Below are 15,948 nucleotides of genomic sequence, written 5' to 3' on the forward strand. Positions count from 1 at the left end.
AGAGATTGGTGATTAGAGATCGGAGATTAGTGATTAGTGACCAGAGAATAGAGATTAGTCAATAATTAGAGATTTAGTGAATAGGGATCAGGTGACGTGCTTAATCTCTATTGTGAATTACCAGGCAAAAAAAGGGCGCTTAGAAATTTCTAAGCGCCTTTTGATTTATATTTTGCGTGGACTTAGTCCAAAATGGTAAACACAGCTTTTAAAGCTATAGCAACGCCAATAATTAAAATCACATTGGCAATCCATGAATAATATGCGGCATCACCGGCGAAACGAAGGTATACTCCAACCAGGCCTATAATGATGGCTACTACTAATAAAACATAGTGGCGTTCGTCGTTAGCATGTTCTGTTGAACTCATATTCTTAAAGTGTTGATGTTTTTGACAAAAATAGAAATGTTTACCGAAAAACTGATAATAGTTTTAATATTTTATATAACGGGATGATTAGCTAAACGGACTTTGCGCTTAGTATAATATCTGTAAGCCGCCCATATTCCTAATCCCGCAAGGATAAACATCCATAAATTGATCAAGCCTATTATTATATCCATAAAAATTGCCCAGCCTGAGGCGAAAGCCAGCCCTATGCGTTGGAGCACAGGTATATTATAAGCCGATGGATCATCATTAGCGATGATCTCCTTAAGAATGGTATCGCTTTGATAAAAGCTCAAATTTATCGTGCTATAATTTACTTCGATATCTGTTTTCAGATTGCCAATCTGTTTATCGACAATATCATCTTTTACTGTTAAAATGTCTTCGGGATGTTTTAAAGTTACTTTCCCCGATTTTTGTTGAGCAACCAATTCTTTACGGTTGTCCGCTTTTAGCTTTGACGACAAATAATCCAGTGTACGATCTTCTATGTCCATCTTACTGGAATTAATATAAATACCCATATGATTTACTTGATTAATAAAGTCTTCAAGCTTTTCCGATGGGATTTTCACAGTCATATCAGCCGTGGTATTGTATGAAGAGACAAGCATAACCGAATCATTGCTTAAATGAACACGTTCATTTTGTATAGCAGATGACTGCATATGATGGTGCATTACCATTCCGTCAAATTTATCAGTTAATAGGCCTATGGCTTCTCCTGTTTCTCTGACATTCTTTACCTTGAAGCTAACATCCGCTGTCTTTACCAGTTTTGCCTTGTTCAAAACAGAATCAGTAGCAGACATGGCACTATCAGCTGATGATCTATAACTTTTCCCTTTTCAGGCTGCCAGTAAGGCAATGGCGGCCAGCATTACCAGTAACATTCTTGCTTTCATGATCGTAAGATTTAATTGGTTTTTCAATTGATACCTCTTACCGATAAATTGTAACCCATGATAATGAAGTTGTTACAAACATCCTTGTCATTCTGAAACGGAGTGAAGAATCTTCTAAAAAGGATAAGTCTGCAATTTGTATAGTGAAGAAGATTCCTCGCTACGCAATCGGAATGACAAGGTGATGAAACAAAAAAGGCTTCCCGAGTGTGAGAAACCTTTTTAAGAACTTTATAAAATCCTCTCCTTTGGAGAGGGTTAGGTTAGGCTTTTAGTTTGCCGACAATGCTGCAGCACCGCTCACAATTTCGGTAAGTTCGGTAGTAATGGCTGCCTGGCGTGCCTGGTTGTATGATAATTTCAGCGCCTTTATTAGTTCACCTGCGTTATCAGTTGCTTTATCCATAGCAGTCATACGTGCACCGTGTTCAGATGCATATGAGTCTAATACAGCTTTGTATAGTTGTATCTTGATATTTTTAGGGATCAATTGTTCTACGATTTCCTCCTGCGAAGGCTCAAGAATATAATCAATTTGAGTTGCACTTGCTTGTTTCTTCTTTTCAGCTTTCGGAACTGGTAGTAACTGTTCAACTGTCAAAAATTGTACAGCTGCATTTTTAAAGCGGTTATAAATCAGTTCAACACGGTCATACTCACCTTTTAAAAAGCCTTGCATAATGCTTTCAGTAACTTTAGATACATTCAGGAAAGTAAGATCACTGTATAGCTCATTGTTATTACCAATAACATTGTATTTACGTCTCTGGTAATACTCCTGTCCTTTTTTACCTATACCTACTACAGAAACATTACCTGCTTTTAATTGGTTGCTGTATTTTTCAGCGATCAGGTTATTAGCAGTTTTGATCACGTTTGTATTAAACGCACCGGCCAAACCACGATTGGATGTAACCACTACGATCAGCACACGTGCAGGTTCGCGTTCCTGTAAAAATGGAGATGAACCATCTTCCAAACTTGCAGAAAGGTTAGCCAGCAAATCCTTCAGCTTATTAGCATAAGGGCGTAACTGTATAATAGCATTTGTAGCACGCTTTAACTTAGCAGCCGAAACCATTTTCATAGCTTTGGTGATCTGCTGCGTTGAGCTTACTGACGTGATCCTGTTTCTTACTTCTTTTAAATTAGCCATTTATTGAATGTGCAAATTTTTGATGTGCAGATGTGCAAATTACTTTGCTTTTATTATTTATTATGGAAATATACGGCTATGCAATCATCTGCACATTTACATACCCGCACATTTGCACATTAGTATTTTTCTGCTAGTTCTTTAGCTACTTTTTCCAGTACGCCTGTGATCTGGTCGTCCAGTTTACCGGCTTTTAAAGCGGCCAGTGTTTCAGGATGACGCATTTCTAACTGTGTAGTATATTCGCTTTCAAATTCCTTGATCTTGTTTACAGGCACATTACGCATTAGGTTTTTAGTACCTGCGTAAACAATAGCCACCTGTTTTTCAACCGTTACAGGTGAATATTGACCTTGCTTTAATATCTCTACGTTACGTGCACCTTTGTCAATTACGTTTTTAGTAGCTGCATCAAGGTCTGATCCGAATTTTGAGAAAGCTTCAAGTTCGCGGAACTGAGCCTGGTCAAGTTTCAAGGTACCGGCAACTTTCTTCATTGATTTGATCTGCGCATTACCACCCACACGTGATACCGAAATACCTACGTTGATAGCCGGACGCACACCAGCGTTAAATAAGTTTGACTCAAGGAATATCTGACCGTCAGTAATTGAAATTACGTTGGTTGGGATATAAGCTGATACGTCACCTGCCTGTGTTTCGATGATCGGCAATGCGGTTAATGAACCACCACCTTTAACGATACCTCTGATTGAATCAGGAAGATCATTCATCGCTTTAGCGATCTCGTCATTCTGGCTAATTTTAGCAGCACGCTCTAACAAACGGCTGTGCAGGTAGAACACGTCACCAGGATAAGCCTCACGGCCCGGTGGACGACGTAGTAACAAAGATACTTCGCGGTAAGCAACAGCCTGTTTTGACAAGTCATCATAAATGATCAAAGCAGGACGTCCGGTATCACGGAAGTACTCACCGATAGCAGCACCGGCAAATGGCGCGTAGAACTGCATTGGAGCTGGATCGGCAGCACTTGCAGAAACTACAACTGTATATGCCATTGCATTATTTTCTTCCAGCGTACGAACGATGTTTGCTACGGTAGAAGCTTTCTGACCGCAGGCAACATAGATACATAATACCGGCTGACCGGCAGCATAAAATTCTTTTTGGTTGATAATGGTATCGATACAAACAGCAGTTTTACCTGTCTGACGGTCACCGATCACCAGCTCACGTTGTCCGCGACCGATAGGGATCATCGCATCGATAGCCTTGATACCAGTTTGCAAAGGCTCGGTTACCGGCTGACGATAAATTACACCCGGAGCTTTACGCTCTAAAGGCATCTCGTAAGTTTTACCGGCAATAGGTCCTTTACCATCAATTGGCTGGCCCAGCGTGTTTACCACACGGCCAAGCATGCCTTCGCCTACGTTGATCGAAGCGATCTTTTTAGTACGTTTAATGGTATCACCTTCCTTTACACCTTCAGCCTGCCCCAGCAATACCACACCCACGTTATCTTCTTCCAGGTTAAGTACGATACCTTGCAAACCTGTTTCAAATTCAACAAGCTCACCTGATTGTACTTTTGTTAATCCATAAACGCGGGCAATACCATCACCCACCTGAAGTACCGTACCTACTTCTTCTAATTCAGATTCTGACTTAAAGCCCGATAACTGCTGACGCAAAATTGCCGATACTTCGTCTGGTCTAACCTCTACCATTTTTTATTTTATTTAGAGTTTTGTTTTATATTATTTATTTACCCCACGGGCAAAATCATGTTTCAATTTATTTAAGCTGGCCAATATACTGGTATCTGACTGCAAATCACCTATTGTCAGCACAAAACCGCCTATCAGGTTTGCATCCACTTTAGTATGCAGTTCGATAGTACCTTTTGTTGCAGCTTCTAATCTGGCAATGATCTCCTTTTTATTCTCTTCAGATAAAGGAGTAGCTGATGTTACATAAGCCCGCACAATATGCTTAATTACATTATACTGATTAATAAACTCATTTGCAGTAGGATATAAGATTTGTGCACGGCCTTTATTGATCATGATCTTGAAAAACGAATCAGTAACCTTGCTTATTTTGCCAGCGAATATCGCTTCAAGAATCCTGATCTTTTTAATATCGGCAATTATGGGGTTACCCAAAACAGCCTGTAGCTGAAAATTGGCCCGCAAAGTCTGCGAAAAAAGCCCCATATCTTTCCTGGTCTCTTCGAGGGACTTGTTCTCCACCGCAAGATCGATCAATGATTTGGCGTACCTGGTTGCAACTGTTGTTTCAGACATATCTATTTAGATGTGAGATGTGAGATGTGAGATATGAGATAACATTTGCTATCTCATATCTTACATCTCCTATCTCAGTTCTTCTATCTATATTAATTTCACTTCTTTAATTTCACTTCCTTTATTAGCTCGGCTACTAATTGGTCTTGTTTGCGCTGGTCTTCAAATTGTTTGCGCAATATTTTTTCGGCTATCTCTATTGATAAGGTCGCTACCTGATTTTTTACATCAGCCATGGCCAGTGCTTTCTGGTTATCAATTTCCATTCTTGCACGCTCTATCATACGGGTACCTTCTGCATTAGCGGCATCTTTAGCCTCGCTGATGATCTGATCTTTTACCTTTTTTGCTTCACGTAATATGGCATCACGTTCAACACGTGCCTGTTTAAGCAATTCGTCATTTTCACTGGTTAAGCGTGCCATTTCTTCTTTGGCAGCTTCGGCCATTGAAAGCGCACTTTCAATTGATTTTTCGCGCTCACTTATTGCGGACAGGATCGGTTTCCAGGCAAATTTTCCTAATAACCATAATAATATCGCAAAACAAAGCGTCGTCCAAAAAACTAAACCAATATTGGGTGTAACTAAATCCATTGTATATTTTTTCTTAAATAAGCTAATCTAGGTTTAAAACAGCCCGGAGCCAACCGCTCCGGGATATTTTTTGTTCCTCAATTTGAGAGGAAGGCCGCAACAACCACCGCGAACAGAGCAACACCTTCAACAAGTGCAGCAGCGATGATCATGTTTGTTTGGATTTTAGAGATAGCTTCAGGCTGACGAGCAATCGCTTCAACAGCTTTACCACCGATCTGGCCGATACCGATACCAGCACCGATAGCTGCTAAACCAGCGCTAAGCGCGCCGATGTTTCCGTGCATTCCTACAGCTGCCTGAGCTAAGGTTCCAATCATTCCAGTCATTGTTTGATAATTTAAAACGTGTATATTAATATGTAATTAATTCAATTAATGGTGCTCTTCAGTAGCCATCCCTATGAACAGCGCCGAAAGCAATGTAAAAATATAAGCCTGCAGGAATGCTACCAGCAATTCAATCGCATCCATAAATACAACAAAAACAACTGAAACAGGCGATACCCAAATTGTATTTAAAATAAAGATCAGGGATATCAGGCTTAATATTAAAATGTGGCCGGCAGTAATGTTTGCAAACAAACGTATCATCAAAGCTATTGGCTTTGAGAATATACCTACAACCTCTACAGGTATCATGATAATAAACAACCACCATGGATTAGGCACAAATATGTGTTTCCAATAATGTTTGTTACCGTTAAGATTCACCACAAAAAAGATAATAACCGATAGTACTGCTGTTACAGCGATATTACCTGTTAAGTTAAACCCTCCGGGGAAAAAAGGCACCATACCTAATAGGTTATTAAGCAGGATAAAAAAGAATACTGTAAGCAATAACGGCATAAACCTCGCATACTTGTGCCCCATATTAGGAATAGCAATATCGTCGCGTACAAAAAGTATCAAAGGCTCTAACCATGATTGTAAACCTTTAGGCGCCTTTCCTTCACGCTTTTTGTAAGATGCAGATACGCTTAAAAATACGATCAGCAGAATGGCGATTCCCATAAACATACTGATCACGTTACGGGTAATGGAAAGATCAATTATCTTTTTCGATGCAGCCTCATCAATATTACCGGAAGCATCAACAGCTTTGATTTTATTGCCTTCCAGTTTATAACTCAGATTTCCATCGCTGTACACTGCTCCTTCCGGATACAAATGCCCGGATGAAAATATTTTCAAACCTTTATCAGTGTAAAGAATAATCGGAAGAGGGATATGCCTTTCTTCTACAAAAGGCAACGCAAATGGCCAGGCGTGAGAATCTCCAATATGTTCAAGTATTACTTCTTTGGCATCAAACTTCTTTTCCTTATTATCAGAGGCCTTTTCCTGGCTAAAACCTAACTTTGGGAATGTGCCTGCAATCAAAAAAAACGCACAAATTAAAGAAAATCTAAAAATTTTTGAGTTCAAAATCGAGCCGTTTATCATCTAAATGAAGTTTTCTACCTTAAATTTTTGTGCCGCAAGTTACGCAACAAGAGGTAAACTTCAAAGCCCATATTTAAGAAATATATGTAAAAAAAATCAGCAAGGAAAATATGCTTATTTACCTTATTTTTCGCCGCAAAAATAATAATAAACGCAAGACATGCGAGTATTTTTACCGTAGTGCCTCCCATGAATGCCTGTGCATAATATTCCTGATTTTTGTATTGTACAAACAAAATTAATGCGACTACAAAAAGAGTAAGGGCCGACATATAAAAAAACACCAGCCAGAAATGAGGGACAAGTAGATCAGCATTGCCGCTGTATTGCAAAATAACGGGAGGTATAGCCAGGATAAGAGTAAAAACCAGGAAAGCCAAAATCGATGGAAGAATCTTCATTTAAATTTATAGGGAATTATTTTTTCAAAGATACGATAACTATATATAATGATACGAGAACGCCAATTAACGAAAGTATTGCTGTTACCCATCGCACCTGGTGATGGGCTGCCTCATCAATTTTGTATCCTGCAAAAGTAAATATGCCAATAATCGCAATCATTTGGAAACCCATACCACTATATTTTGCGTATGCATTCATTGGTTTATCATCTTGTTCATTTTTAGCCATCTGCAAATTTATTAATCCTATTCGATACTATTTAGTAAATTAGCAAGGCTTTTCTTAACCCTGGTTTGACTTTGAGGCGTATTTCTAAGACTTCTGTATTAAAAAGAATAATTCCCTTTGTTTTTGTGCTATTGGTAGTGGGATGTTCACTTGAAAAGCAAAGCGCTGTTAACCGGGGCCTGCAAAATTTAACGGCTCACTATAATATCCTTTTCAATGCAAACGAACTGCTCCGGCTAAAACAGGAAAGTTATGCTTTGTCATTCGTCGACTCTTATAATGAGATATTGAACGTTTACCAGGATACCACGTCCGATTCATCTACACCAGATAAAGACCTTACCGAAGCAAAGGCGAAAGCCAATAAGATCATTAATATAAAAGAGCAAAGCCATTATATTGGCGATGCCTACCTGGTTTTGGGCAAGGCCAATTATCTGCAGGGAGATTATTTCCAGGCTGTAGAATTTTTTAGTTATGTGCCCAGGTCATTTCCTGGTAACACCGAGTTGGTGCAACAGGCATTAACGTGGCAGGCACGAACGCTGATCTATCTAAACAAATTACCTGAGGCCAAAGTGATAATAGATTCAGTTATAAAAGGCATCAACCCGAAGAAGAAAACTCATATAGCAGATATTTATGCTACCAAACTACAGTACGATATAGATGTGCAGGATTATCCCGATGCCGAAGCCATGGCGACACTGGCTGTACACTATTGCAATAATAAATCTCAACGGCTCCGCTGGACTTTTATACTGGCCCAGATACAGGAACTCAATAACAAAAATACAGATGCCGTTAAAAACTATAGTAAGGTGGCTAACAGCAACGCTTCTTTTGAGATGGCATTTAATGCAGACCTTGACCGCATTAGGATAGAAGAACGTAAAAATGATGTTAAGATGAGCCGGATAGACCGGTTGAAAGCAATGCTAAAGAACGATAATAATAAGGACTTTATCGACCAGATCTATTTCCAGATTGCCGAACAATACATGGCAAATAAGGATGTTGATAATGCCATCAAAAACTATCGTTTGTCGGTGCGCTTCAGCCAGAAAAACCAAAATCAAAAAGGCCTCTCCTACCTACGGCTTGCAGATATCTATTTTAAAGATAAAGCTGATTACATAGGTGCCAAAAAATATTACGATAGCACTTTGCTTAGCCTGTCGCCCAATTACTCTGGCTACCAGTCTGTTCAAAAGAAAAGTAATAACCTGCAATTATTAGCCGATAGGTATGGCATTATTTCAAGAGAAGATACTTTACAAATGCTGGCTAAACTGGATGAGAAAACCAGGACAGCTCGTATTGATGTGATGGTGAATCGCTATATTTTACAGCAACAAACTGCTTTGGCACCTGCAACCACAAATGCTTCAACAAACAGCGGTCCGCAAAGCGGCGGTTTCGGAAGTAGTTTTTATTTTTATAACTCTAACGCCATAAGTCAGGGATATAATGATTTTAAACGCAGGTGGGGCAATCGTAAATTAGAGGATAACTGGCGCAGAAGTAACAGAGCGAGCAGTAATATAACCAGCAGTATACCGCAGAGCGGCGACCCGGATGCGCCTGTTGACATACCGGGACATGCACCCAGTAATGTCTCGGCAGGAAACTACCGGCAACAGTTGACCAAAGATTTGCCGTTAACCCCCGGGTTGCTTGCAGCATCTAACGGCAGGATCTATAAAGCATATTTGGATATAGCCAATTTTTACAGAGATGTACTTGGAGATAAGAAAGAAGCGATCACTTCTTATGAATTATTATTAACCCGCTTTCCGGACGCACCTGATAAACCTACCATTTATTATAATTTGTATCGATTATACAGCGACGATAACACTGCAAAATCAGATGAATACAAAAACAAGTTGCTAAAAGGTTATCCGGAATCAGTGTATTCTAAATTAATAATTGACCCGGAATACAGCAAAAAACTAAATAATGCTGATGCCGGATTAGATTCCTTATATAATAAGGTATATAACAATTACTCAAAAAAGAAATATAAAGAGGCCATAGCCGGCATTGATAGTTTGGCAGCCCAATATCCCATTAACAAGTTTTCATCCCAGTTAGCTTATCTAAGGGCAATTGCTTCTGGTCACCTGGAAAAGCTGGGGCCATTTAGAGAAGACTTGACACAGATTATAAGCAAATACCCGAATGACCACCTGATCACACCACTTGTTAAACAGCATTTGGCTTATGTTGATGCGCATCAAACAGAAATGATGGCCCAGGAATTCGCACTCTTAAACAATGATCCCAATGATGTACCATTTAAGGCATCGGGACCAACATTAGAGGATCAGGTGGCAGCATATAATAGTTCTCAATTGGTAAATCAGGTTGCCCAGCAAAGAATTGACCCGATAACAAAAAAACCTGAAGCAAATCCAGCTGATTCGGTAAACAATCATCCCACAAATGCCGTTAAACCAGTTGCTGCGCCATCCATATTCTCAATGCGCGATAGCACTAATTATTATTTTGTGGTGAATGTGAATACGGCTACTGTAAATTATAACCTGGCATCATCGCGTTTTGGTATTGGGCAATTTAATCGGGCAAATTTCCCTGCCGGCAGTACTATTACACACCAACTGGCAAATGCAGGCAATGACAATGTATTGATTTATATCGGTCGCTTTTATAGTCTTGATGCAGTTAAAGAATATGCCCGGGCTATTATCCCACTGATGCCTGATATTATGAAGGTGCCGAAGGAAAATTATAGCTTTTTTATCATTACACAAGAAAATTTAAATAAATTGAACAATAAAAAGTTACTGGACAGTTATATAGATTATTATCAAAAAGAATTATTGAAATAATTAATATTGACCCGTATTAACTACCAACAAAAATGGCCGACAAAAAATTAGCACAACAAGACATAAATAGATACAACGGATACATCTGGAAATTCGTCGTGGGTTGTTTCGCAATATTGGTATTGCTTATTTTAGCAACTTACCTGGGCGTTTTCGGTCCATTGCCTACATTCCGCGATCTGGAGAATCCTAAAAGCAACCAGGCCTCTGAGATCATTTCATCAGACAAACAGACCCTCGGCACCTATTATGTGGAAAACCGTTCAAGTGTAAGGTATAAAGAAATATCACCCAATGTGATCAATGCGCTGGTAGCTACTGAGGATGCGCGTTTTTACAAACATTCGGGTATCGACTTTCAAAGGCTTTTCAGCATCATCTTCCTGAATATTTTCAGAAGACAAGGAGGTAGTACCATTACCCAGCAGCTCGCCAAGAATCTTTTTACTGAACAGCCCTCCCACAATAAAATTGTGCGCATGACCCAAAAATTGAAAGAATGGATCACCGCGGTACAACTGGAGCGTCATTATACTAAAGAAGAGATCATCACCATGTATTTAAATACAGTTAATTTTGGGGCTTATAATACTTTTGGTATCAAATCAGCAGCAAGAACTTACTTTAGCACTACACCAGATAAGCTAAGCCCTGACCAGGCTGCTTTGTTAATGGGCATGCTCAATGCACCAAGTGCGTACTCACCTATAAATCATCCGGACAGGGCATTGAATCGTCGTAATAATGTAGTGTTAACACTGATGGAGAAACAGGGCTACCTGAGTGAGGGACAATTGGAAGATTTTAAAAACAAGCCATTGGGACTGCATTTTAATCCGATTACACACAACGACGGGCCCGCTCCTTATTTCCGCGCAGTACTAAAAAAGGAAGTGCAAAAAATATTCGACCAGGAATCGATTACAAAAGCCGATGGAACGCCTTATGACCTTGACCGGGATGGCTTAAAGATATACACCACCATTAACCTGACGATGCAGGAGTATGCCGAAGAAGCCCAGGCTGAATATATGCGAATCCTGCAAGTACAATTTAACAATCACTGGCACGGATATACGCTTTCAAAGAGCATCAAGAATTTCAAATTATTGATTGATCAGGGCATGCATCGTTCTGACCGTTATAAAGCGGACACGGCACAAAACATGTCACCAGAAGAGATCCGCAAGGATTTTAATACGCCTACAAAGGTGGACCTGTTTACATGGAAGGGCGATACCACCAGGACCATGAAGCCAATCGATTCTATTGTCTATTCAAAACTATTGCTCCGCAACTCATTAATGAGTATGGACCCAACAACCGGTTACATCAAAGCATGGGTTGGCGGGATAGATTTTGAACACTTTAAATATGACCAGGTAAAAAACGGCACACGGCAGGTGGGCTCAACAGCCAAACCGTTTACTTATGCTGTAGCTGTTGATAACGGTTATTCGCCTTGTATGAAAGTGGATAATGTACCTGTTACTATAGATGTTCCGGGGTCAGATCCGTGGACTCCTAAGCAATCTTCTTACGATCTGCAAGCAGGAATGATCACATTGCGGACTGCCTTGGCTTTCTCACAAAACTATGTGACCGCCTATGTAATGAAACAGGTTGGACCAGTACCGGTGATGAACCTGATCAAGAAAATGGGAATAACATCTCCCGTTGACCCATATCCTGCCATTTGCCTGGGTACATTTAATGCTTCTGTGTACGATATGACTGGCGCTTACTCAGTATTTGCCAATCATGGTGTCTGGACCGAACCTACTTTTATTCTACGCATTGAGGATAAAAAAGGCAACGTGCTTTATACCCATAAACCAAGGATTGTACAAGCCATGAACGCCCAAACCGCTTATGTAATGACCTACATGATGAAAGGTGTGATAGAAAATGGTACAGGCTCAAGGCTGGTGTACAAATATGGTATACGTAATCCTGTAGCCGGTAAAACAGGTACACCACAGGACAACTCTGACGGGTGGTTTGTAGGGATGGTTCCGCAATTAGTTACTACGGTATGGACAGGATGCGAGGACAGGGATTTCCACTTTAGATCTACCAGCCTGGGTGAAGGTGCTAATACTGCTTTGCCTATTTTTGCCTTGTTTATGAAAAAGGTATACGCAAACGAAGAGCTTGGCATTAAAAAGAACGTAGATTTCGACCCGCCAAAAGCACCTTTAACTATTACGCTGGATTGCGGTGCTTACGATCAACAAGAACAAAGCACAGGGACACCACCAAGCGATGTCGATAAGAAACTTGGATTCTGATTTGGTCACTGGTCACTGGTCATTGGTCACTGGTCATTGGTGGTTTGTTGTGGTACAGTAATCCAATAGTTTATATGAGTAACCGGTTAGAAGATTTGGAAATTTATACATTATCAGAACAATTTGCTGATGAAATTTGGTTTATAGTTATAGAATGGGAATATTTCGCGAAAAATACCTTGGGGAAGCAATTAGCCCGATCCGCAGATTCTATTTGAGCAAACATAGCAGAAGGATTTGGACGTTATCATTATAAAGAAAATAAAAATTTCTGCTACTTTAGCAGAGGCTCGCTCATTGAAACAAAAAGCTGGTTAAAAAAAGCAAAGACAAGAAATCTTATCTCAGCAGACCTTTTTCAAGATTTGTTTCAGAAGCTTGAAACCATTCATATTAAACTAAACGCATACATCAAATTCATTGGAAAGTTGTCTAATCAAAATGACTAATGACCAATGACTAGTGACCAATGACAAGTGACTAATGGCTAATGATTTTGATTATAGGGCGGCGATAAAAAAAATACCCCATAAACCGGGGGTTTACCAGTATTGGGATATTGATAATGAACTGATTTACATCGGCAAAGCAAAAGACCTTAGAAACCGGGTTAACTCTTATTTTAATAAGGATATTAATGTAAATGCCAAGACCAGGGTTTTGGTATCGAAGATTCGCAACATCACCTTCACGATTGTTGATACAGAGATAGATGCCTGGTTGCTGGAAAACAGCATGATCAAGAAGCATCAACCGAGGTATAATGTGATGCTGAAGGATGATAAGACCTATCCATGGATCATCATCAAAAATGAAAATTTCCCGCGTATTTTCTGGACCAGGCGCATGGTGCGTGATGGCTCCAAATACCTGGGGCCTTATGCATCCGTCAGTATGATGCATGCTATTTTGGGGTTGATAAAAGAAACCTATCCCTTGCGTACCTGTAACCTGGCTCTTACTCGGCAAAATATAGATGCAGGAAAATTTAAGGTTTGCCTGGAATACCAGTTAGGCAACTGCAAAGGCCCGTGCCAGAATTACCAAACCGAAGATGATTACGAGCATAATATCGAGGAAATAAAGGATATCCTAAATGGCAAAATAGGCGCTGTGGTGCGTAGTCTGAAGGCAGATATAGATAATGCCGTAGCTAATCTCAATTTTGAGCTGGCGCACCGGCTAAAACGAAAATTCGATCTGCTTGAAAATTACCAGAGCAAGTCAACTGTAGTTAATTCGTCTATTACTGATGTGGATGTTTTCAATATCGCATCCGATGAAAAATATGCCTTTGTCAATTTCCTGAAAGTGATGAATGGCACCATCATTCAAACCCAAACCATCGAATTGAAAAAGCGGCTGGATGAAAACGACGAGGAGCTGCTTACAATTGCCATTTCAGAGTTCAGGACCAGATACGACAGTCATTCGAAAGAGGTTATTGTACCTTTTGATCTTAACGTTGATGATCCGAAGATAAAATTTACCGTACCCAAGCTGGGTGAAAAAAAGAAGCTGCTCGATTTGTCGTACAAAAATGTACAGTTCTTTAAGAAAGAGAGAATTGATCAGTATGAGAAGCTAAATCCAGAAATACGTACAGAGCGACTGCTGACCAAAATGATGAAGGATCTTCGAATGAACCAATTGCCAAGGCATATCGAGTGTTTTGACAATTCCAATTTCCAGGGTAAGTATCCCGTATCAGCTATTGTAGTGTTTAAGGATGGGAAGCCATCTAAAAAGGATTACCGGCATTTTAACGTAAAAACAGTTGAAGGTCCGAATGACTTTGCTACAATGGAAGAGGCAGTTCACCGGCGCTACAGGCGCATGTTAGATGAAGGCACCGAGCTTCCTCAGTTGATTATCATTGATGGGGGAAAAGGGCAATTATCATCCGCTTTAAAGAGCTTGAAGCTATTAGGCATAGACAAGCAGGTAACAGTTATCGGCATTGCCAAACGCCTTGAAGAATTATATTATCCAGGCGATCAGTACCCCCTTTACCTGGATAAAAAATCAGAGACTCTAAAGATCATTCAGCAATTACGTGATGAAGCCCATCGCTTCGGTATTACTTTTCACCGCAAAAAACGTGACAAAGGAACACTTGCTACCGAGCTGGAACTGATTGATGGCATAGGCAAAACATCCGCCGAAAAACTATTAAAATACTTTAAGTCGGTAAAGAAGATCCGCGAAGCAACAGGAGAGGAACTACAGGAAGTAGTAAATACCAAACAGGCAAATGCTATTTTAGCCTATTTTAGAAAAGAAGTAGCGAGTTCCGAATCCTGAGTGCTTTTTAGTTCCTCGCGTTCCTGAAACAATCCTTAAAACCAAAAAAGTCCTAAACCTTTACGGCTTAAGACTCTTCTGGTAATATTTTTAGATTAAACTTAACTTAGTATTGCCACAAATTAAGTTCCCAATCCATCATACCCTTTTTAACTTTTTCGGATTCATAAAGCTTATCTATGCCCTGAGCATAATCCTTGATACGCTCATCCTTGTCATTGGATATTTTTACTATGTAGCTTGCAAATATCCTTTTCATAAATGCATCATCAAAGCTTAAGCCGGTTGCATCGCTGTTATGGTTAACCACTTCTTTGGTGGCTAATACCTGGCGTGCATCAGGGAAATAGATCCAGAATGCAGGCTGATAATCGCCTTCAACACCACCCACTTTTATTTTTACCAATGGAGCTAAACCTATAATACGCGGTTCAAATACAGAACGCTGTTTGTCAAATATCCAGTCCTCTTTGATACGGAATTTAACCACGCTGTCCGGGTTAAAGTCACCTGCCTTCAAAGTTGAACCTACTTTGTCACCATTTTTATCAAATTTATCAACCACAACACTATCAGCCATTTTGTTCCTGGCCTGGCCCGGCGTTAAGCCTTTTGTAAATCCATCCCCGTTAGGGTCGTTTTTAGGATCTGGCGTAGCATCATATGCAGTCAATTCGCCTGATGCAATGGCATCCATCAATACGTCGATAAGACGCAATTTTGGAGATGCAAGATATTGGTTCATCTTATCCCTGGTATCAATTTCGCGCCATACACGTTTAGCATATGCAACGTCAGATTCGCGCAGGTTTGCATAAGGGGTTACCTTTGCACTAAAGATATTTGTCTTTTTGTAATAACCATCCATAGGCCTGTCAAAAGGTTTTGAAGGCACGGCAGCAACCTTTTTAGCTGTATCAACAGCCGGTTCAGTAGTAGTCGTTGTTGAAGGCGCCGCTACTGTTTGAGTTGTTGCTGCACGCTTTTTGGTAGTTTTTTTCTTGCGTTTTTGCCCAAAAGCAGCCACACATGCTAAACAAAGTACAATAACCAAAATTCTCTTTTTCATCGCAATAATTTTTTTCTTAATGGTGA

Annotated in this window: 15 protein-coding genes; 4 read left to right on the top strand and 11 right to left on the bottom strand. The window is 40.0% G+C overall.

What is annotated here, in order from left to right:
* Window positions 1-182: 182 nt before the first annotated feature.
* The 10 genes from ACPPVU_RS22610 to ACPPVU_RS22655 all read right to left on the bottom strand — a co-directional run bounded on the left by ACPPVU_RS22610 (window position 183) and on the right by ACPPVU_RS22655 (window position 7,403).
* Window positions 183-371, bottom strand: coding sequence for a hypothetical protein (locus tag ACPPVU_RS22610; RefSeq protein ID WP_426669002.1), 189 nt, complete (start codon window positions 369-371; stop codon window positions 183-185).
* Between the two features lie 71 nt (window positions 372-442).
* Window positions 443-1,204, bottom strand: coding sequence for a DUF4349 domain-containing protein (locus tag ACPPVU_RS22615; RefSeq protein WP_426669003.1), 762 nt, complete (start codon window positions 1,202-1,204; stop codon window positions 443-445).
* A gap of 364 nt (window positions 1,205-1,568) precedes the next feature.
* Window positions 1,569-2,453 (bottom strand): ATP synthase F1 subunit gamma, encoded by an 885-nt coding sequence (gene atpG / locus ACPPVU_RS22620; protein WP_426669004.1) that lies wholly within the window; start codon window positions 2,451-2,453, stop codon window positions 1,569-1,571.
* Window positions 2,454-2,572: 119 nt separating this feature from the next.
* Window positions 2,573-4,147, bottom strand: coding sequence for a F0F1 ATP synthase subunit alpha (gene atpA / locus ACPPVU_RS22625; protein WP_426669005.1), 1,575 nt, complete (start codon window positions 4,145-4,147; stop codon window positions 2,573-2,575).
* A gap of 30 nt (window positions 4,148-4,177) precedes the next feature.
* A complete protein-coding gene (atpH, locus tag ACPPVU_RS22630; protein ID WP_426669006.1) occupies window positions 4,178-4,726 on the bottom strand; it encodes an ATP synthase F1 subunit delta in 549 nt (182 codons plus the stop codon).
* Window positions 4,727-4,824: 98 nt separating this feature from the next.
* Window positions 4,825-5,322 (bottom strand): F0F1 ATP synthase subunit B, encoded by a 498-nt coding sequence (locus ACPPVU_RS22635; protein ID WP_426669007.1) that lies wholly within the window; start codon window positions 5,320-5,322, stop codon window positions 4,825-4,827.
* 77 nt (window positions 5,323-5,399) lie between these two features.
* Entirely contained in the window at window positions 5,400-5,609 is a 210-nt protein-coding gene (atpE, locus tag ACPPVU_RS22640; RefSeq protein ID WP_302901411.1) for an ATP synthase F0 subunit C, read from the bottom strand.
* A gap of 87 nt (window positions 5,610-5,696) precedes the next feature.
* Window positions 5,697-6,752, bottom strand: coding sequence for a F0F1 ATP synthase subunit A (gene atpB, locus ACPPVU_RS22645; RefSeq protein WP_426669008.1), 1,056 nt, complete (start codon window positions 6,750-6,752; stop codon window positions 5,697-5,699).
* Window positions 6,753-6,784: 32 nt separating this feature from the next.
* Window positions 6,785-7,171: a hypothetical protein gene (locus ACPPVU_RS22650; RefSeq protein WP_426669009.1), complete on the bottom strand. Its 387-nt coding sequence runs from the start codon at window positions 7,169-7,171 to the stop codon at window positions 6,785-6,787.
* 16 nt (window positions 7,172-7,187) lie between these two features.
* Window positions 7,188-7,403 carry an AtpZ/AtpI family protein gene (locus ACPPVU_RS22655; RefSeq protein ID WP_426669010.1) on the bottom strand — a complete coding sequence of 72 codons (216 nt, stop codon included), beginning with the start codon at window positions 7,401-7,403 and terminating at the stop codon, window positions 7,188-7,190.
* 71 nt (window positions 7,404-7,474) lie between these two features.
* Between ACPPVU_RS22655 and ACPPVU_RS22660 the strand changes: the two genes are divergently transcribed.
* The 4 genes from ACPPVU_RS22660 (at window position 7,475) to uvrC (ending at window position 14,853) form a co-directional block, all read left to right on the top strand.
* Entirely contained in the window at window positions 7,475-10,258 is a 2,784-nt protein-coding gene (locus ACPPVU_RS22660) for a tetratricopeptide repeat protein (protein WP_426669011.1), read from the top strand.
* Window positions 10,259-10,290: 32 nt separating this feature from the next.
* Complete coding sequence (locus ACPPVU_RS22665) at window positions 10,291-12,549, top strand: transglycosylase domain-containing protein (protein ID WP_426669012.1); 2,259 nt, start codon at window positions 10,291-10,293, stop codon at window positions 12,547-12,549.
* 224 nt (window positions 12,550-12,773) lie between these two features.
* Window positions 12,774-12,998 (top strand): four helix bundle protein, encoded by a 225-nt coding sequence (locus ACPPVU_RS22670; RefSeq protein ID WP_426672221.1) that lies wholly within the window; start codon window positions 12,774-12,776, stop codon window positions 12,996-12,998.
* Between the two features lie 34 nt (window positions 12,999-13,032).
* Window positions 13,033-14,853: an excinuclease ABC subunit UvrC gene (gene uvrC, locus ACPPVU_RS22675; protein ID WP_426669013.1), complete on the top strand. Its 1,821-nt coding sequence runs from the start codon at window positions 13,033-13,035 to the stop codon at window positions 14,851-14,853.
* Between the two features lie 106 nt (window positions 14,854-14,959).
* Here the strand turns inward: uvrC and gldN are convergent, their stop codons facing one another.
* Complete coding sequence (gene gldN / locus ACPPVU_RS22680; protein ID WP_426669014.1) at window positions 14,960-15,922, bottom strand: gliding motility protein GldN; 963 nt, start codon at window positions 15,920-15,922, stop codon at window positions 14,960-14,962.
* Window positions 15,923-15,948 lie beyond the last annotated feature (26 nt).

It is taken from the genome of Mucilaginibacter sp. McL0603, assembly GCF_049992945.1.
GTDB lineage: Bacteria > Bacteroidota > Bacteroidia > Sphingobacteriales > Sphingobacteriaceae > Mucilaginibacter.